The organism is Mesorhizobium sp. 8 (assembly GCF_006351905.1).
Taxonomy (GTDB): Bacteria; Pseudomonadota; Alphaproteobacteria; order Rhizobiales; family Rhizobiaceae; genus Mesorhizobium; species Mesorhizobium composti.
In genome coordinates, this window is the sequence record NZ_CP040914.1 from 4,392,002 (window position 1) to 4,410,130 (window position 18,129).

The following is an 18,129-nucleotide window of genomic DNA, read 5'->3' on the forward strand; positions in this document are numbered from 1 at the left end:
TTCGTGATGCGGAAGCCGACGCGGAACCTGACGCCCCAAGCCATCGTTAAGCCGCAACCGCCAATTCCATGCAGGCAAATCGGCGAGGGGATGCCGCAGATTTTTTCCAGCAACGCCAACGGCATCGCCCGCTTCGTTTTGTGGGGCGCACTGTTCGTCGGCATGTTCGTCGCGCTGGGCGGCACGGCGCTGTTGCGGTCCAGTTTCCTGACTGGAGTGGGCGAGGCGGTCGCGCAGCCAGTGCCCTTCAGCCACAAGCATCACGTGGGCCAACTCGGCATCGACTGCCGCTATTGCCACAACGGCGTCGAAACCTCGTCGTCGGCCGGCCTGCCGGCAACAGAGGTCTGCATGACCTGTCATTCGCAGCTTTTCACGAGCGCGGCGATGCTGGCGCCGGTCCGTGCGAGCCTGGCCAGCGGCAGACCGCTTCAATGGAAGCGCGTCAATACCGTCCCCGATTTCGTGTTCTTCAATCATTCGATTCACGTCGCCAAGGGCGTCGCCTGCGAGACCTGCCACGGCGAGGTCGACGACTTGCCGCTGATGGCTAGGGCGGAGCCGCTGTCGATGGAGTGGTGCCTGGGTTGCCACCGTGATCCGGAGCCCAACCTTCGGCCGCCGCAGGACATCTTCCTCATGCACTGGAAGCCGCCCGAGGATATCGACCGGATACGGAAGTCGCTGATTAGCGTGCTCGACATCCATCCCGTAACGATGACGGATTGCTATGTCTGCCACCGCTGAAACGAAACCCGCAGCCGCACAAAGCCCGGCTTCCCTGGCACACCGCGCGGCGGACAAGGACATCTGGCGCAGCCTGGAGGAACTGGCCGACAGCGGCGAGTTCAGGCGGTTCATCGAATCCGAATTTCCGGCCATCGCCGCACGCCTACCCATGCAAGTCAATCGGCGCACGCTGCTGAAACTCGCCGGCGCATCGCTGGCGATGGCTGGCCTGACTGCCTGCAGCGAGGTGGAGAGCATCGTGCCCTATGTCCGCCAGCCGGAAAATATCATTCCGGGCAGGCCGCTCCACTACGCCACCGCGCTGTCGAGCGAGGGCTACGGCATCGGCGTCATCGTTGAAAGCCATGAGGGGCGGCCGACCAAGATCGAGGGCAATCCCGACCATCCCTCCTCGCGTGGCGCGACTGATGCGATCATGCAGACCGCCGTCCTCGCCCTGTTCGATCCGGATCGCTCGCGCGTGCCGCTGAAGAACGGCGAACCGGCCGGATACGGCGATTTCCTGGCCGACATGGCGAAGCTGAGCGCCGATTGGGCAGCGTCGGGAGGGCAGGGTGGAGCGCTGCTTGTCGAAGCCACGACCTCGCCGACGATGAAGGCGCAACTCGAGGATCTGCGTAGCTGGTATCCGAAGCTCCGCGTCTATCGCCACGATCCACTCGCCGTTCCGGCAGGTACGGCCGCAACGGCAAAACTGTTCGGTCGCGCGCTGGCCCCGGTCTATCACTTCGACCGGGCGGACGTGATCCTGTCGCTCGACGCCGATTTTCTCGGCGAAGGGCCGGGGCGTCTTGCCTACGCCCGCAATTTCGCCGACCGCCGCCGCGTACGCAGGCCGGGCGATACGATGAACCGGCTTTACGTTGTCGAGTCCACGCCAACGCTGACCGGTACGGCTGCCGATCGCCGCAAGGCGGTGCGGCCGAGCGAGGTGGAGAGCCTCGCTGCCGCTTTGCAGGCCGGGCGAGCGCCCGCCCCGCAATGGTTTTCGGCTGCGATTGAGGATCTGGTAGGCGCGGGGCGAAATTCTCTCGTCGTTCCCGGCGAGCGGCAGGGTCCGTTCGTTCATGCGGCGGCGCATGGGTTCAACCAGCGATCCTGCGCTATCGGCACGACGGTGGATTTCATCGAGCCGCCCGATGCGTTGCGCGTCGACGGCGACCTTGCCGCGCTGTGCGACGCAATCGCCGGAAAGGAAGTCGACAGCGTCGTCGTGCTGGGCGCCAATCCCGGCTTCACCGCGCCGGCCGATCTCGACGTTCGCGCCGCCTTCTCGCGGCTCAAGCTTCTGGTGCATTGGGGCCTTTATCGCGACGAGACGGCGCAACTTGCGCATTGGCATGTTCCCGCCGCGCACGATCTCGAAAGCTGGAGCGACGTATCCGGCCATGACGGCACGGTTTCGATCGTCCAGCCATTGATCCGCCCGCTCTACGGCGGCCGTACCGCGCATGAAATGATTGCCGCGCTGGCCGGGCGCTTCGACGTCGACGCGCTCGGCCTGGTTCGCGAAACCTGGGCGAAAAGGCTAGACGACAGCGCCTGGCGCGAGGCGTTGCGTGACGGCCTCGTGGCTGGCAGCGCCGTTGCGCCTGTCACGGTCGAAACGGGCACGGGGCTCACCGATTTGAAACCGGAGCCGGTTTCGCAAGGATTGGAGGTTCGTTTCGCCATTGACCCCTGGCTGCGCGACGGCCGGCACGCCAATTGCGCCTGGCTGCAGGAACTGCCCCGGCCGCTGACCAAGCAGGTCTGGGGCAATGCGGCGCTGATCTCGCCCGCCACGGCCGGACGGCTGCAACTGGAAACTGGGCAGGTGGTCAACCTTGCGCACGGCGGCCGCAGCATCGATGCACCGGTCTGGATTATGCCCGGCCATCCTGATGAGACGGTGACACTGCCGCTCGGCTTCGGCCGCAGGACCGGCTCGATCGCTGCATTGGCCGGTGGCTTCGACGCGTACCGGTTGCGGACGTCGGATGCGATGTGGTTTGCCGGCGGCGTCACGCTCACCCCCCGCGCCGACACGGCCCGTCTGGTGACGACCCAGCATCACCACGCGATGGAAGGGCGCGCCATCGTGCGCCGCGCCTCGCTCGATCATTTCCGCGAACGCCCGGATTTCGTTCGCGACGACCTGCCGCCCGCGCCTACGGAATCGCTCTATCCCGACTGGCCCTATGACCAGGAGGCATGGGGCATGTCGATCGACCTTTCGGCCTGTATCGGCTGCATGGCATGCGTCTCGGCCTGTCAGGCTGAGAACAACAGCCCCACAGTCGGTCCCGACGAATGCGCGCTCGGCCACGAGATGCACTGGCTGCGCGTCGACCGCTATTATGCCGGTCCGCCTGACGACCCCGAAACCCTTTTCCAGCCGGTGCCCTGCATGCAATGCGAGAAGGCACCGTGCGAAATCGTCTGTCCGGTCAACGCCACTGTCCACACCCATGACGGCCTCAATGCGCAGGTCTACAATCGCTGCATCGGCACGCGCTACTGCTCGCAGAACTGCCCCTACAAGGTGCGCCGGTTCAATTTCCTGGAATACCAGCCCTATGGCGGAGAGGCAGGGCCTGAGCAGGCGGCTCACAATCCAGACGTTTCGGTGCGCTCGCGCGGTGTCATGGAAAAATGCACCTACTGCGCACAGCGCATTTCCGAAGCGCGCATCCATGCCCAAGTCGACAACCGCGCCATCGCCGACGGCGAGGTCGTCACCGCATGCCAGCAGGCCTGTCCGACACGGGCGATCAGCTTCGGCAACCTGAACGACAAGCGCGCGGCTGTCCTGCGCGAGAAGGGCGCGCCGCATTCCTATGCGTTACTTGAAGAGCTGAACACGCGCCCGCGCACCACCTACCTCGGCCGCATCCGCAATCCCGGCAACGCAGCCGCTGCCGCAGAAAAGGGGCGGACCGATGGCTAGAACTGCCGCCGTCGGAAGGGCGCCGCCGGTTCTGCGTGGCCGGCACGATTTTCCAGAGATCAGCGGACGCATCGCCGGCGTCGTCCTGAACGGGCGGCTGCCGCGCTATTTCTGGGCCGCTTTCTTCCTCTGCTTCGTCCTTGTGCTCGTGCTTTTCTACTCCATCACCTACCTGGTCGCGATCGGCGTCGGCAAACTGGGCATCGACATGCCGGTGGTATGGGGCACGATGATCTCCAACTTCGTCTGGTGGATCGGCATCGGCCACGCCGGCACGCTGATCTCGGCGGTGCTGCTTCTGCTGCGCCAGCCTTGGCGGGCCTCGATCAACCGCTTCGCCGAGGCGATGACGTTGTTCGCGGTGGCGATGGCCGGGCTATTCCCGATCCTGCATCTCGGCCGACCGTGGTTCTTCTACTGGCTGCTGCCGCTGCCCAACACGCATATGCACTGGCCGCAATGGCGAAGTCCTCTTGTGTGGGATTTCGCGGCGATCGCCACCTATGCGACCGTCTCGCTGCTGTTCTGGTTCATGGGTCTGTTGCCCGACCTCGCCATGTTGCGCGACCGGGCGAAAACGCGTGGCGCGCAACTGTTCTACGGCATTCTCGCAATGGGCTGGCGCGGCTCGGCCCGCCACTGGGCACGCTATCGCGTCGTCTATTACCTGATGGCGGCGCTGGCGACGCCGCTGGTCGTCTCGGTGCATTCGATCGTCTCGCTCGATTTCACCTTTGCCATCACCCCCGGCTACCATTCGACGATCTTCCCGCCGTACTTCGTCGCCGGGGCGCTGCTATCCGGCTTCGCCATGGTGCTCACCATCGCCATCCCGCTGCGTTGGGCGTTTTCGGTCGAGGACCTGATCACGCTGAGGCACATGGACAATGCCGCGAAACTGATGATCGCGTCGGGGCTGATCGTCGCCTATGGCTACGCTTCGGAAGCGTTCTTCGCCTGGTATTCTGGCGAAACGTGGGAACGTACGATGATGGTGCAGCGTGCCGTCGGTCCCTATTCGACGCTCTTTTGGATCATGCTCGCCTGCAATGTCGGCGTCCTGCAACTGTTGTGGTTGCGGCGCGTGCGCCTCAACATGCCGGCGCTGTTCGCCATTGCCGTCATTGTCAACATCGGCATGTGGATCGAGCGTTACGTCATCGTCGTCAGCGGTCCGAGCCGCGATTTCCTGCCCTCGGCCTGGCGCGACCAGTCGCTCACCTGGCTCGATTTCGGCATCCTGTTCGGCTCCATCGGCACTTTCTTCGCACTCATCTTCCTGTTCGTCCGTATCCTGCCGGCCATCACCATCTTCGAGGTCGAGGAACTGGCGGAAGAGACGGGGAGGGTGGCATGAGCCTCTACGGCCTTATTGCGGCCTTCGCCGAGCCGGATGCCCTGGTCCATGCGGCGAGCGCTATGCGCGACAATGGCTACCGGTGCATGGATGCCTTCTCGCCGTTCGAAATCCGCGAACTGGAAGCCATCCTGGCGATCCGCCCGACGCGCCTGCCCTGGATCGTGCTGGCGGGCGGCATCGCCGGCTTGGTGCTCACCTATGCGTTGATCCTCTATTCCGTCGAGATCGACTATCCGCTCAATGTCGGCGGCCGGCCGTTGCATTCATGGCCGCCCTTCGTGGTGATCGCCTTTGAGGCGGGAATACTGGGTGCGGCGCTTGCCGGCTTCGTCGGCTTGCTCTGGGCCAACGGGTTGCCGCGCTACCACCATCCCGCCTTCAACGCCGAAACCTTCAGCTACGCACGCGGCGGCAAGTTCTACCTGCTTGTCGAAACGGCCGATCCGAGGTTTCGCAAGGGCGTCACCAGGGGCCAGTTGACACGGCTGGGTGCCGAGACGGTGGAGGAGGTGGAAGCGTGAACGGGCGAGCGCCGCTGCTGCTCTTGCTTCTGCTCGCCGGCTGCGACCAGGACATGGCCCGCCAGCCGCGTTACGATCCGCTGGAGGCGAGCCGTCAGTTCGCCGACGGTGCCTCGGCGCGGACTCCCGTCAAGGGTACTGTGGCCCGCGACACCGACCTTTCGCCCCGTCCCGAAAAGATCCCTCTTCCTGTGACGATGGCAACGCTGGAGCGCGGCCGGCAACGTTTCGACATCTTCTGCTCGCCTTGTCATGGCCGCACGGGCGACGGTCACGGCATGGTGGTCCGGCGCGGTTTTCCCGCCCCGCCGACCTATCATCAGGACCGGCTGCGCGAGGCTCCCGACAGCCATTTCTACGATGTCATCACCAATGGCTACGGAGCCATGTATTCCTATGCGGCGCGCGTGTCTGCTGCCGACCGCTGGGCCATCGTCGCCTATATCCGCGCCTTGCAGCTTTCACGCCACGCTCCGGTCGCCGCCTTGCCCAAAACCTTGCAGGCCCGCCTGAACGCGGAGGCGCCGCAATGATGCGCCTTGCCGAACGCCCAGTCTTTATGGCGTTGGTCGTCGGTGCGGTCGGCCTTGTCTTGTCCGCCATAGGAGCTTTTTTCGACATCCATGCCACGCTGGCGGGCTGGCTGACGGCCGCGCTCGTGGCCACCGGCCTGCCGCTCGGTGCGCTCTCCATCCTATTGGTGCATGGCCTGACGGGCGGACGCTGGGGCGGCGCCATGCGAGCGCCGCTACGCGCCATGGTGGCGACGCTGCCGCTGGCGTTGCTGATGCTGCTGCCGGTGCTCGCATGCCTCGATCAGGTCTTTCCTTGGGCGGGCGATCCAAGTGTTCTGCCGGATAGCGTTCGCCTCAAGCTGGCTTATCTCAGCGCCCCCTTCTTCGTCGTGCGTTTCGTGGCCTGCTCGGCGATCTGGCTGGCGCTGACGTGGCTGGTGCTCGGCTGCGCCGCGACCGGCGGCGCGCTGTCCGGCAGGTCCTGCGCGCTCGGTCTGATCCTGCACGGTATCGCTCTCAGCGTCTTTTCCACCGACTGGATGCTGTCGCTCGAACCCGAGTTCACCTCGACCATCTATGCCATGATCGAAGCTTCGGCGCAGGTGGTCGGCGCAGGTGCGCTGGCGCTGCTCGTGCTCGCCGCACGGCGGCAGATCGAGGTGCTGCCTGGCGGCGAGCATGGCGTCGCGCTGAGCGAGGACGTTGCCAACATGCTGTTCGGTTTCGTGCTGATGTGGGTCTATCTCGCCTTCATGCAGTGGCTGATCGTCTGGGCCGGGGACCTGCCGACCGAAATCCACTGGTACATCGCTCGCGCACGCCATGGCTGGCAATATCTGCTCCTGGCCGTCATCGCTGTCGAATTTGCAATGCCGTTCGCGGGTTTTCTCAGCCGCCGACTGAAACGCAGCCATGTCGGGCTTCTGTGTCTCGGCGGCGCCGCCGCGGCAGGCCATGTCTTCGAGACCGTGTGGCGCGTCCGCCCGCCGCTCGGCGGATCGAGCCTGCTGTCGGGCTGGCATGATCTGGCCGCCTTCGCCGCCGTCGGCGGCCTGTGGGCGGCGCTGTTCCTCTTCGCGCTGACCGATCCCGAGCGGATAAGCCTGTGGCGGGGAAAGCCTGCGCATGGCTGAGAGCGTCCGTCCGCCCGAAACTCGCGACGTCTGGCCGAGGGCGCTGATTGCCTTCGGTGTCGGCCTTCTTGTTTTCCTTGCCGTTTCAGCCGTCGCGCTGAAATTCGTCTTCGACACCACGCCAGTCTGGCCGCCTCCCGGTCCGGCGGCAGAGAGCGACAGAGAGAGCCCAGCCTTGCAGCGCACGCCTGAGAGCGATCTCGCGGCCTTCCGCAGCAAGGAGGACAAGGAACTGACAACGCTCGGCTGGGTGAACCGCACCGCCGACATTGCCCGTATCCCCGTCGAAGAAGCGATGAAGCTGGTCGCGCAAGACGGCCTTCCGAATTGGTCGAAGAGTACTGCTGCGCTGGACGGAGAATGCACGCTGCTGGATCAGAATGTTCCGCGCGCTCCGCAAGTCGGGAACTGCCGTGGCGGAGCGAAGGCGGGAGCCGGACCATGAAGCCCGTACTCTGCATACTGTGTCTGTTGGCGGCCTGGCCCGTTCAGGCTGCCGACCGCCCGAGCTTCGATCCGAAGATCGGCGCGCAGCTCGATCTGCGACGCAGTTTCCGTGATGCTTCCGGGACGGAAGTGATTTTGTCTGCCATCCTGAGCGGGCGTCCGGCGCTGCTGGTCTTCGGTTACGACAAATGTCCGAACCTGTGCGGCGTCACGCAGCAGGCAGTCGCCTCCGATCTGAAAAGGACCGGCCTCGATCCCGCATCGTATCACGCGCTTTTCGTGTCGATCGATCCTGGCGAAACGACGCAGGATGCGGCCGCAGCGAAGGCCGGCATTGCTGGCGCCGCCGGCCCGCGCGGCCTGACAGCCTGGCGCTTTCTGACCGGCGCCGATGGCGGCGGCGCGGCCCTCGCCGCAGAGGCGGGGATGACGTTCGAGCGGCGCGACCGAATCGACCAGTACGTCCATCCGATCGCTGTGCTTGCGGTCACGCCGCAGGGCCAAGTCTCGCGCGTCCTGCCGGCGCTCTCTTTTGAGCCACGGGATCTCAGGCTCGCGCTGGTCGAAGCGTCGGCAGGAAAACTCGGCTCCATCGCCGACCATGTCTTCCTGCTTTGCGCCGGCTTCGATGCGTCGAGAGGCCAATATACCTCGATGATCCGGACCGTGCTCAAAATGGCAAGTTGGACCACCGTGCTTTTGCTGGGCGCCGGCCTCCTGCTGCTTTCCAGGCGGAGGCCGACATGAGCTTCGGCATCCCTTTCGCGCCGAGCGAGGCATCGTCGGCTGCGGCCAGCGTCGACACGCTGTTCTACACGCTGCTGGCCTTCACCACGGCGCTCGGCGCGTTTCTGACTCTGCTGGTCGTCGGCTACGCGGTCAAGTACCGGGCAGGCTCCGGCGCGGACCGCACCGGCGAACGCGGCCGCAGCCTGCCGCTGGAAATAGGCTGGACCCTCGCCAGCCTGATCATCGCCTTCGCCATCTTCGGCTGGGGGGCGACTTTGTTCATGCGGCGCGACCATCCGCCGGCCGACGCGCTGCAGATCGCCGGGCTCGGCAAGCAGTGGATGTGGGAATTCCGTCATCCTGGCGGCCAGCGCGAGATCGACGAGTTGCATGTTCCCGTCGGCAAGCCGGTCGTCGTATCGCTGGCATCGCAGGACGTGATCCATTCCTTCTTCGTGCCGGCTTTTCGGGTCAAGCAGGACGCCGTGCCCGGCCGCACCACGCACGTCTGGTTCACCGCCACCGAACCCGGCCACTATCATCTGTTCTGTGCCGAATACTGCGGCACGCAGCATTCGGAAATGGGCGGCTGGGTCGATGCCCTGCCTCCCGAGCAATATGCGGCGTGGCTGTCCGACCAGGGCGAGGGCGAGACGCTGGCCGCCACCGGCGAAAAGCTTTTTCGCGCGCTCGGCTGCTCCGGCTGCCATGGCAATTCCTCCAAGGTGCGGGCGCCACCGTTGGAGAATGTCTACGGTCGCCCGGTGGCGCTCGCCAATGATGCGACGGTGATCGCCGACGAGCGCTACCTGCGCGACTCTATCCTGCAGCCAAAGAAGGAGGTCGCCGCCGGCTACGAGCCGGTGATGCCGAGCTTCGATGGCCTGGTCGACGAGGCGGAGTTGCAGATGCTGCTGGCCTATTTGAAGTCGCTGTCGCCGCAGGGCTCGACGAACAGTGAGTCAATCCGATGAGCAGCGATGTTGCAATGCGGGCGAATTATCTGGAGGAGGGCGCTGGCCCGCGCGCCTGGCTGCTGACCACCGACCACAAGCGCGTGGCTTGGCTTTATCTTGTCTCGCTCACCGCCTTCTTCTTCCTCGGCGGAGCTTTTGCGGTGCTGATGCGCGTCGAACTGGCGACGCCCGGAGGCGACCTGGTTTCCGACGATGTCTACAACCGCCTTTTTTCGCTGCACGGTATCATCATGGTGTGGTTCTTCCTGGTGCCGTCGATCCCTGCGACGCTCGGCAACTTCCTCCTGCCGCTGATGATCGGCGCGCGCGATCTTGCCTTTCCGCGCCTTAACCTGGCGAGTTGGTACGTCTTTGTCTTCGGCAGCCTGTTCGCACTCTTCTCGGTACTGGCGGGCGGGTTAGACACCGGCTGGACGTTCTATACGCCGCTCTCGACGCTCTATGCCAATGGCTTCGTCTCGACCGCGGCGATGGGCGTCTTCATCGTCGGCTTCTCGAGCATCATGACCGGCATCAATTTTATCGTCACCGTGCATACGTTGCGCGCGCCGGGCCTGACCTGGTTCCGCCTGCCCATTTTTGTATGGACGATCTATGCGACCGCGCTGGTAATGGTGCTGGCCACACCTGTGCTTGCCGCCTCGTTGATCCTGATCGTGCTGGAACGGGTTTTCGGGATCGGCATCTTCAACCCCGACCTCGGCGGCGACCCGCTGTTGTTTCAGCACCTGTTCTGGTTCTACTCGCACCCGGCGGTCTACATCATGATCCTGCCCGGCATGGGCGTGGTGTCGGAGGTGCTGCCCTGCTTCAGCAGGCGGCCGCTGTTCGGCTACAAGGCGGTGGCGCTTTCCTCGATGGCGATCGCCGTTTTCGGCTTCCTGGTCTGGGGCCATCACATGTTCGTCTCGGGCCAATCGGCCTATGCGGGCGTGATCTTCTCCTTCCTCTCGTTCTGCGTCGCCATCCCGTCGGCGATCAAAGTGTTCAACTGGAGCCTGACGCTGCGCAAGGGCGAGATCACCTTCGAAGCGCCGATGCTCTACGCGCTGTTCTTCCTGGCGCTGTTCACCTTCGGCGGCCTTGCCGGGCTGTTTCTCGCCGCGCTCGCGGTCGACGTGCATGTCCACGACACCTATTTCGTCGTCGCCCACTTCCACTACATCATGGTCGGCGGCATGGTGACGGCCTATATGGCTGGGCTGCATTTCTGGTGGCCTAAGATGACCGGCCGGCTATATTCCGAGACTTGGGCTCGCGTGGCCGCCGCCGCCACCTTCATCGGCTTCAACCTGACTTTCTTCCCGCAATTCGTGCTGGGCTTCCTCGGCATGCCGCGGCGCTATCACACCTATCCGCCGGAATTCCAGTTCTGGCATGCGCTCTCGTCGGCCGGTGCGGTGGTGCTGGCGGCCGGCTACCTGATGCCGCTGTGTTATCTCGGCTGGTCGCTGTTCAGGGGCGCGCGCGCAACGGACAATCCTTGGGGTGCGACCGGGCTGGAATGGCAGACGGCGTCGCCGCCGCCACCGCACAATTTCGACCGGATGCCGACGGTCTCGCAGCCGCCCTATGCTTATCCGATGAAGGGGCTGGAGCATGAGCGTTTCAGCCCGCACAAGGACAAGGTGCGGGAGACTGCGGCATGAGTGCCTCGCCGCAAAGCGTCGCCTTCGACACGCCGGCACGCGAGAAAGCCGCTGACGCCTTCGGCATGTGGGTGTTCGTCGGTTCCGAGGCGATGCTGTTCGGCGCCGTCATGCTGGTCTTCTTCGTTGCCCGCGTCAGCTACGGACCGGCCTTCGCGGCGGCTTCGAAACATTTGTCGCTGACGCTCGGCGCCGTCAACACCGCCGTCCTGATCACCTCCAGTTTCACCATGGCGCTGGCGCATTTCCACGCCGACGCGGGGCGCTGGCGGGCCGCCGTGTGGGCCCTGATGGCCACCGCGCTGCTCGGCGTGGTCTTTCTGGTGATCAAGGGCACCGAATATGCAATGGAATTCCATGAAGGGATCGCGCCGGTGCTGGGCACGCCCTTCGCGTTCAGCGGCCCCGACCCGGTCCACGCCGCCTTCTTCTTCAGCCTCTACTTCGCGATGACCGCGCTGCACGGCCTGCACCTGACCTGTGGCATCCTCGTCATCGCCGGCCTGCTGGCGCTGTGGCGCGGCGCCGACCCGTCAAGCCGCGCGCGGCGCGTGCAGGCCGTCGGCGTTTACTGGCACTTCGTCGACATCGTCTGGGTGTTTCTTTTCCCCGTACTCTATCTGATCAACCGGTGAAGCGCATCATGAGCGAAATCCGCAAGCTTGCCGTCGCCTATGCCACGCTCCTGCTGCTGCTTGCGCTGACAGTCGGTTCGTCCTTCATCGATCTCGGCGGCTTCAATTCCGGACTGAACCTGGCGATCGCCGCCGCCAAGGCGGCGATCATCGCCGTCCTGTTCATGCACCTTGCAGCGGCGGGAACACTGCCGCGCCTGGCGGTTGCCGCCGCTGGCCTGTGGCTCGCCATCCTGTTCGGACTGACCCTTGCCGGCCAGTGGGGCGGCGGAAGCTGAAGGAAGATAGAACCAATCGTCGATCCGCGCGTTCGGTTTTTGCTAGGGGCCGTGTCAACCGGGCCTGACGGTATGGTGAACAGGAGGTCTTTTTCCCGGTTTCTCTTCCTGGCCAACGAAACGGCAGACGAGCACCTTATCCCGTCCGGCCCGTAGCGCCCGATGAACCCGGCTCCGGAAGGTGGACATGTCTGCGGACCTTACGTCTTTTGCGCTCAATTGCTCGCTCAAATCTTCCCGAGACGGGGAGAAATCCTCGACCGATCGCATCCTGCAGGAACTGAGTCGATGTCTTTTTGAACACGGCGTGGAAACCGCTGCTCCGATCCGCGCCGCCGATTTCAACATCAAGCCGGGAGTGCTGTCCGACGAAGGGGAGGGCGACGACTGGCCGTGTTTGCGGAACCGCATACTCGCCTCCGATATTTTCGTATTCGGCCTTCCGATCTGGCTGGGGCAACCCTCGAGCATCGCCAAGCGCGTCATGGAGCGGATGGATGCCTTCCTGTCGGAGGCGGACGACCGGGGCCGGATGCCGGCCGCAGGCAAGGTGGCGCTGGTGGCGATCGTCGGCAACGAAGATGGGGCGCATCATTGCCATGCCGAATGCTTTCAGGCGCTGAACGACGTCGGCTTCACGATTCCCGCAAACGCCGGCGTTTACTGGGTCGGAGAAGCCATGGGCAACGTCAACTACGTCGACCTTGCAAAATCTCCCGACGTCGTCACGGCAACGATGACTATGGCGGCGGCAAACGCGGTGCACCTGGCCCGGCTGCTGAAGCGGCAGCAATACTCCGGAGCGCCGGGATAGGATGCGAAGGGTGTTCGCGCCCCCGATGTTGCGATGGCAGCATAGATACATATTGGCCGTAATATTTCGTGACGCTGGCGGGCGCACAAAACACCGCTTCGCACGTTGCGTCTTCCATCAGGAAGGAGATGTCCCAGATGGCAAAGAGCAACCAGCAGTCCGCCACCGCGGCAAGACAAAGGCGCATTCAAAAGGACGTCGATCGCAACGATCGGGCCTCCGGCAAGGCAACCGCGAAACCGATGCAGGCTGGCGCCAGACGCTATCCCGTTCCGCCATTCCCCAGGCAGCACTATCCGAAACCCGGAGACGAACGCATTCTCGATCCGGCTCCGATGTACGATGCTCCTTACTATAAGGGCTCGGGCAAGCTCGAGAGCAGGGCAGCGCTCATCACAGGTGGCGATTCAGGCATCGGCCGAGCCGTGGCCGTGCTCTTCGCGCGCGAAGGTGCCGACGTGGCGATCGTTCACCTGGCCGAGAAGGGCGACGCCGCCATAACCAGGCAAGCCGTCGAGAACGAGGGGCGCCGCTGTCTGGTCATGGCCGGCGACGTGTCCAAGCGCGCCTTCTGCGAAAAGGCCGTGGCGAAAACCATGGAGGCGTTCGGAAAGCTGGATGTGTTGGTCAACAACGCGGCCTTCCAGGTCCATTCCGAAAAGTTCGAGGACCTGACCGAGGAGCATTTCGACGCGACGCTGAAAACCAATCTCTACGGCTATTTCCATATGGCGAAGGCGGCGGTCCCTCACATGCTGCCAGGCTCGGCCATCGTGAACACCGGCTCGGTCACCGGCATCGAGGGCTCGAAGGCGCTGGTGGACTATTCCATGACGAAGGGCGGCATCCATGCCTTCACCCGCTCGCTGGCGGGAAACCTGATCGGCAAGGGCATCCGCGTCAATGCGGTGGCGCCAGGCCCCGTCTGGACACCGCTCAACCCGACCGACAAGGAAGCCGAGGACGTGTCGCAGTTCGGCGCGAAGACGCCGATGAAGCGGCCGGCCCAGCCGGAGGAGATCGCGCCCGCCTACGTGTTTCTGGCTTCGCCCCAATGCTCCAGCTACATCACCGGCGAGATCCTGCCCATCATCGGCGGATATTGAGGACAGGCGCCGGCCCCGCAGCCGATCACTTATTCCTACAACGCGGAACGCTCCCGAACCTCGAGTGTTTGCCTCACACGCCGGAACCTTTCCGGTCGCCCCGGCAGGGGCAATCCCCAACCGATGAAGAAGGAATGAAGCCATGGGTTTCTTTTCAAAGGATATCCAGACCCTCGACGATCTGTTCGTCCACACGTTGCGCGATATCTACTATGCCGAAAAGCAGATCGTCGAAGCTCTTCCGAAGATGATCGAAAAAGCGACCGCGCCGGACCTCAAGGCCGGGTTCGAGAAGCATCTCGAAGAAACGGAGGGCCATGTCGCGAGGGTCGAAAAGGTCTTCGACATGCATGGCGTGGAAGCCAAGGAAGTCGATTGCCCCGCCATCGACGGCATCCTTGAGGAGGCCGACGAGGTCAGCGGCGAGGTTGAGGACAAGCAAGTCCTGGACGCTGCCCTGATCGCCTCGGCGCAAGCGGTCGAGCACTATGAGATCACCCGGTATGGCACGCTGATCGCATGGGCCAAGCAACTCGGCAGGGAGGATTGCGCGTCGGTGCTGGCCCAGAACCTCAAGGAAGAAGAGGCCACCGACAAGAAGCTTTCGGCGCTTGCGGAAACCAGGGTCAACCGCGAAGCGGCCTAGACCGAGGAGATATGACCATGCCGAGAGGCGACAAGGACAAATATACCGACAAGCAGAAACGCAAGGCCGAACACATCGAAGAAGGCTATGAGAAACGCGGCGTCTCGGAAGAGGAAGCGGAGAGGCGCGCCTGGGCGACGGTCAACAAGGAATCCGGCGGCGGCAACAAGTCCGGTTCCGGACGCGGCAAGGCCGATACCAATGTTGCCGCCAAGAAAGGCGGCCGTCTCGGCGGCGAAGCCTCCGCCGAACGCCCCGCATCAGAGCGGTCTGCTTCTGCCAAGAAGGCGGCGAAAACCCGCGAGCGGCACGAACATCACGCCCACTGAGGCGACGAAATCCTCAAAAGCAGAATCCGCTTCGGCAGGCCGGAGCGGGTTCTTTGCATGTCAGCTTCCACTGATGCGCGGTCACTTTCGCCGCGGCCGCGTCCGACTGGGCCAGGGCGATGACCTCGTGGCCGGCCGCGACGAGCTCGGAGAGATGTACGGACCGGTCCTGACGCAGGAGCGGATATGGCAAGTCTTGACGTCGGAAATCGGCCTTCACATATTTCTCCTGGTCGCTGCCGATTGCCGGGGTGACCATTCCTCAACCAGCTGAAATCGTTCAACCATTGGAGGTTTCAATGAGCGAGAGAACATTCGAAAGTCCCGTATTTGTGAGAGCCGCAGAAGGTCTCATCCAGGAGATCGCCTGTCTCGAGGATGCCTGCGACTTTCTCCATGAATGGCCCAGGCGCCGCCGTGGCGTGATCTATGAAACGGCGACGCGGGCGTGCCACCGCGCGTTCGATGGCCTTGTGCCGCTGAAGGCGGCGCGGGAGGCGTTCGCCGGCTTTGCCCGTTCGGCGAAAATCCTCGAGGATGTCTCCGTGGCGATGCCCTGGATAACCGGGCCGAAAGCCGGCGAGACTGGCGGCGTTGCCGCCTGACGCGACGAAGGGAGGATACGATGCTTTCTCAACCCTTCGAAAAGCCTGTCCGCGTGTGGGTCGGGCTCGGCTTTCCGCGGCAGCTGAACTCGGTCGTGGATGCCTACCAGTTCGTCACGGATTGGTGTGGAAACAGTCCGGAGCAAAGGGCGGCGATTCGCGCCTGCAAAGCCGCACTGGCCGGCGAAGTCGACGCAGAGACAGCACGCGGCATTCTCATGCAGTTCGCCAGGAAGAAAGACATTCTGGTCGAGGACGAGGCGACACCGAAAGCTGCAAGCTCCGGTCAACAGCTACACGTCTGATCTGCAGTGCGATCTCAGGGCGGCGACCCACGGTGTCGCCGCTCCTATCTCTTACGCAAATGCGCATCCGGATCCGTGTGCTCGGGTGGCGGTGTGATCTGCGAGCTTCCTACTCGATCCGTTTGATCCTGCCTTTTGACAGCCGAAAAATGCCGTCATGGCCGCCTTGCTCTGCAAAATCGTCCTGTAGCTCGCCCCAGGTGCCCAAAGGTTTGCCGCAGTCATCGCATTTGATTTCAGTCGCTTCGGTTGCACCGACGGGAATGCGAAGCCGGATCGTTCCGCAATAGGGACATTCGAGCTTGTGATCCAGATATTCCTGCATCGGTCCGGCCCTCGATCGCCCCCTATCGGCGACCATATCGGATTAGCGCTCTGTTGAAAGACCAAATGGCATTTGCGCACTACTCAGGACGTTGTGTGTTCCATTCTGGAGCGCAGTCAGCGAGAACCGATCTTGGTTTCACTCGACTGTGGATGTCTCCGATGCCGCCGACACCTGCTGCGCGGCAAGGAACATCAGCGTGGACGCTGCGGTGCGGCGGTTCCAGCCGGCGGATTCGGCCCTATCCAGCAGGCCCGTCAGCAGCGGCTTCAAGGCGCTGCGGCACTCCGTTTCATAGGCGAGGAACTCGCTCGGCGAACGGGTCGGCGTTGGAACGGATCCGATGTCGGTCATCTTGTTCATAGCATCCCCCGGATTATCTGCGAAATGCCCGCCCCCGGTGACGGGAGCGGGCCATTTGATCAGTGCCTCAGAAGTCCATGCCGGTGCCGGCGGGCATGGCGGGTGCAGTTTCCTTCTTCGGCTTTTCGGCGACCATAGCCTCGGTGGTGACCAGCAGGCCGGCGACCGAAGCGGCGTCTTGCAGTGCGGTGCGCACGACCTTGGCCGGGTCAATCACCCCCTGCCTGTAGAGGTCGCCGTACTCGCCGGTCTGGGCGTTCCAGCCCCAGGCGAAGTCGGTCTTCTCGCGCAGCTTGCCGACGATGATGGAGCCTTCAGCACCGGCATTCTCGGCGATCTGCCGGGCAGGTGCCTCGATGGCGCGGCGCACGATGTCGATGCCGTATTTCTGGTCTGCATTGTCGGCCGCCAACGTGTCGAGTGCCTTGACGGCCCTAAGCAGCGCCACGCCGCCGCCGGGCAGAATGCCTTCTTCGACAGCCGCGCGGGTGGCATGCAGCGCATCGTCGACCCGATCTTTCTTCTCCTTGACCTCGACTTCCGTAGCGCCGCCGACGCGGATCACCGCGACGCCGCCGGCGAGCTTGGCCAAGCGCTCCTGCAGCTTCTCGCGGTCGTAGTCGGAGGTGGTCTCCTCGATCTGCGCCTTGATCTGCGTGACGCGGCCCTGAATCTCTTCTTTGCGGCCGGCGCCGTCGACGATGGTGGTGTTCTCTTTCTCGATCACCACCTTCTTGGCGCGGCCGAGCATCTGCAGCGTGACGTTCTCCAGCTTGATGCCGAGATCCTCGCTGATCGCCGTGCCGCCGGTGAGGATGGCGATGTCCTCCAGCATGGCCTTGCGGCGATCGCCGAAGCCCGGCGCCTTGACGGCCGCGACCTTGAGGCCGCCGCGCAGCTTGTTAACGACGAGAGTCGCCAGCGCCTCGCCCTCGACGTCCTCGGCAATGATCAGCAGCGGCTTGCCGGATTGCACCACGGCTTCGAGCACAGGAAGCATGGCCTGCAGATTGCCGAGCTTCTTTTCATGGATGAGCACATAGGGCTCCTCCAGTTCGACCCGCATCTTGTCCTGGTTGGTGATGAAGTACGGGCTGAGATAGCCGCGGTCAAACTGCATGCCTTCGACGACTTCCAGCTCGGTCTCGGCGGTCTTGGCTTCCTCGACGGTGATGACGCCCTCGTTGCCGACCTTCTGCATGGCTTCCGCAAGGAAGCGGCCGATCTCGGCGTCGCCGTTGGCGGAAATGGTGCCGACCTGGGCGATCTCGTCGTTCTTCGTGATCTTGCGGGCGTTGGCCTTCAGCTCGGTCACCACGGCGTCGACCGCCTTGTCGATGCCGCGCTTCAGGTCCATCGGGTTCATGCCGGAGGCAACGGCCTTGGCACCCTCCCTGACGATGGCCTGGGCCAGAACCGTCGCGGTCGTGGTGCCGTCGCCGGCCAGATCGTTGGTCTTGGAGGCCACTTCGCGCACCATCTGCGCGCCCATGTTCTCGAACTTGTCTTCCAGTTCAATCTCTTTCGCCACCGTCACGCCGTCCTTGGTGATGCGGGGCGCGCCGAACGACTTGTCGATGACCACGTTGCGGCCCTTGGGACCAAGCGTCACCTTCACGGCATTGGCGAGAATGTCGACGCCGCGCAGCATGCGCTCGCGCGCGTCGGAATGGAATTTCACTTCCTTGGCAGCCATTGGATCACTCCTTCGAT

At 63.9% G+C, this 18,129-nt stretch carries 22 protein-coding genes; 18 read left to right on the forward strand and 4 right to left on the reverse strand.

The features are described 5' to 3' along the window. The first annotated feature begins 6 nt into the window (after nt 1–6). The 16 genes from FGU64_RS21080 (at nt 7) to FGU64_RS21155 (ending at nt 14,818) form a co-directional block, all read left to right on the forward strand. Nucleotides 7–747 (forward strand): cytochrome c3 family protein, encoded by a 741-nt coding sequence (locus tag FGU64_RS21080; RefSeq protein WP_246671178.1) that lies wholly within the window; start codon nt 7–9, stop codon nt 745–747. After that, nucleotides 731–3,679, forward strand: a complete 2,949-nt coding sequence (locus tag FGU64_RS21085; protein ID WP_139954907.1) for a TAT-variant-translocated molybdopterin oxidoreductase — start codon at nt 731–733, stop codon at nt 3,677–3,679. Before FGU64_RS21080 ends, FGU64_RS21085 begins: the two co-directional genes overlap by 17 nt. Beyond that, nucleotides 3,672–5,036, forward strand: coding sequence for an NrfD/PsrC family molybdoenzyme membrane anchor subunit (gene nrfD, locus FGU64_RS21090; protein ID WP_139954908.1), 1,365 nt, complete (start codon nt 3,672–3,674; stop codon nt 5,034–5,036). The genes FGU64_RS21085 and nrfD overlap by 8 nt, the downstream gene beginning before the upstream one ends. Beyond that, nucleotides 5,033–5,560, forward strand: a complete 528-nt coding sequence (locus FGU64_RS21095) for a DUF3341 domain-containing protein (RefSeq protein ID WP_139954909.1) — start codon at nt 5,033–5,035, stop codon at nt 5,558–5,560. Before nrfD ends, FGU64_RS21095 begins: the two co-directional genes overlap by 4 nt. 53 nt (nt 5,561–5,613) lie before the next feature. Continuing rightward, entirely contained in the window at nt 5,614–6,093 is a 480-nt protein-coding gene (locus FGU64_RS21100; RefSeq protein ID WP_139955490.1) for a cytochrome c, read from the forward strand. Further along, nucleotides 6,090–7,208 carry a hypothetical protein gene (locus tag FGU64_RS21105; RefSeq protein WP_139954910.1) on the forward strand — a complete coding sequence of 373 codons (1,119 nt, stop codon included), beginning with the start codon at nt 6,090–6,092 and terminating at the stop codon, nt 7,206–7,208. Before FGU64_RS21100 ends, FGU64_RS21105 begins: the two co-directional genes overlap by 4 nt. Further along, nucleotides 7,201–7,653: a hypothetical protein gene (locus FGU64_RS21110; RefSeq protein WP_139954911.1), complete on the forward strand. Its 453-nt coding sequence runs from the start codon at nt 7,201–7,203 to the stop codon at nt 7,651–7,653. Before FGU64_RS21105 ends, FGU64_RS21110 begins: the two co-directional genes overlap by 8 nt. Beyond that, nucleotides 7,650–8,402 carry an SCO family protein gene (locus tag FGU64_RS21115; RefSeq protein ID WP_139954912.1) on the forward strand — a complete coding sequence of 251 codons (753 nt, stop codon included), beginning with the start codon at nt 7,650–7,652 and terminating at the stop codon, nt 8,400–8,402. Before FGU64_RS21110 ends, FGU64_RS21115 begins: the two co-directional genes overlap by 4 nt. Then, nucleotides 8,399–9,358, forward strand: a complete 960-nt coding sequence (gene coxB, locus FGU64_RS21120) for a cytochrome c oxidase subunit II (protein WP_139954913.1) — start codon at nt 8,399–8,401, stop codon at nt 9,356–9,358. Before FGU64_RS21115 ends, coxB begins: the two co-directional genes overlap by 4 nt. Then, the gene (gene ctaD, locus FGU64_RS21125; RefSeq protein ID WP_139954914.1) at nt 9,355–11,010 is read left to right on the forward strand and encodes a cytochrome c oxidase subunit I; all 1,656 of its coding nucleotides are present in this window, start codon (nt 9,355–9,357) and stop codon (nt 11,008–11,010) included. The genes coxB and ctaD overlap by 4 nt, the downstream gene beginning before the upstream one ends. Then, on the forward strand, nt 11,007–11,645 hold the full coding sequence (locus FGU64_RS21130) for a cytochrome c oxidase subunit 3 (protein WP_139954915.1): 639 nt from the start codon (nt 11,007–11,009) through the stop codon (nt 11,643–11,645). Before ctaD ends, FGU64_RS21130 begins: the two co-directional genes overlap by 4 nt. A gap of 8 nt (nt 11,646–11,653) precedes the next feature. After that, the gene (locus FGU64_RS21135) at nt 11,654–11,923 is read left to right on the forward strand and encodes a cytochrome C oxidase subunit IV family protein (protein ID WP_139954916.1); all 270 of its coding nucleotides are present in this window, start codon (nt 11,654–11,656) and stop codon (nt 11,921–11,923) included. A 187-nt stretch (nt 11,924–12,110) separates the two neighbouring features. Next, nucleotides 12,111–12,737, forward strand: coding sequence for an NAD(P)H-dependent oxidoreductase (locus FGU64_RS21140; RefSeq protein ID WP_139954917.1), 627 nt, complete (start codon nt 12,111–12,113; stop codon nt 12,735–12,737). A gap of 137 nt (nt 12,738–12,874) precedes the next feature. Beyond that, on the forward strand, nt 12,875–13,843 hold the full coding sequence (locus tag FGU64_RS21145; RefSeq protein WP_139954918.1) for an SDR family oxidoreductase: 969 nt from the start codon (nt 12,875–12,877) through the stop codon (nt 13,841–13,843). Nucleotides 13,844–13,985: 142 nt separating this feature from the next. Beyond that, nucleotides 13,986–14,489, forward strand: coding sequence for a ferritin-like domain-containing protein (locus FGU64_RS21150; RefSeq protein WP_139954919.1), 504 nt, complete (start codon nt 13,986–13,988; stop codon nt 14,487–14,489). A gap of 17 nt (nt 14,490–14,506) precedes the next feature. Further along, entirely contained in the window at nt 14,507–14,818 is a 312-nt protein-coding gene (locus FGU64_RS21155; protein ID WP_139954920.1) for a plasmid stabilization protein, read from the forward strand. Nucleotides 14,819–14,831: 13 nt separating this feature from the next. Here the strand turns inward: FGU64_RS21155 and FGU64_RS21160 are convergent, their stop codons facing one another. After that, a complete protein-coding gene (locus tag FGU64_RS21160) occupies nt 14,832–15,038 on the reverse strand; it encodes a hypothetical protein (protein WP_139954921.1) in 207 nt (68 codons plus the stop codon). Nucleotides 15,039–15,069: 31 nt separating this feature from the next. On the opposite strand from FGU64_RS21160, the gene FGU64_RS21165 reads away from it, so the two are divergent. Next, nucleotides 15,070–15,423 carry a DUF982 domain-containing protein gene (locus FGU64_RS21165; RefSeq protein ID WP_348639774.1) on the forward strand — a complete coding sequence of 118 codons (354 nt, stop codon included), beginning with the start codon at nt 15,070–15,072 and terminating at the stop codon, nt 15,421–15,423. Nucleotides 15,424–15,443: 20 nt separating this feature from the next. Further along, entirely contained in the window at nt 15,444–15,728 is a 285-nt protein-coding gene (locus FGU64_RS21170; protein ID WP_139954922.1) for a DUF982 domain-containing protein, read from the forward strand. Nucleotides 15,729–15,837: 109 nt separating this feature from the next. Here the strand turns inward: FGU64_RS21170 and FGU64_RS21175 are convergent, their stop codons facing one another. From FGU64_RS21175 to groL, 3 genes are all read right to left on the reverse strand, one after another. After that, the gene (locus FGU64_RS21175; RefSeq protein WP_139954923.1) at nt 15,838–16,053 is read right to left on the reverse strand and encodes a hypothetical protein; all 216 of its coding nucleotides are present in this window, start codon (nt 16,051–16,053) and stop codon (nt 15,838–15,840) included. 138 nt (nt 16,054–16,191) lie between these two features. Beyond that, a complete protein-coding gene (locus FGU64_RS21180) occupies nt 16,192–16,416 on the reverse strand; it encodes a hypothetical protein (RefSeq protein ID WP_139954924.1) in 225 nt (74 codons plus the stop codon). Nucleotides 16,417–16,483: 67 nt separating this feature from the next. After that, nucleotides 16,484–18,112: a chaperonin GroEL gene (groL, locus tag FGU64_RS21185; protein WP_139954925.1), complete on the reverse strand. Its 1,629-nt coding sequence runs from the start codon at nt 18,110–18,112 to the stop codon at nt 16,484–16,486. Between the last annotated feature and the right edge of the window lie 17 nt (nt 18,113–18,129).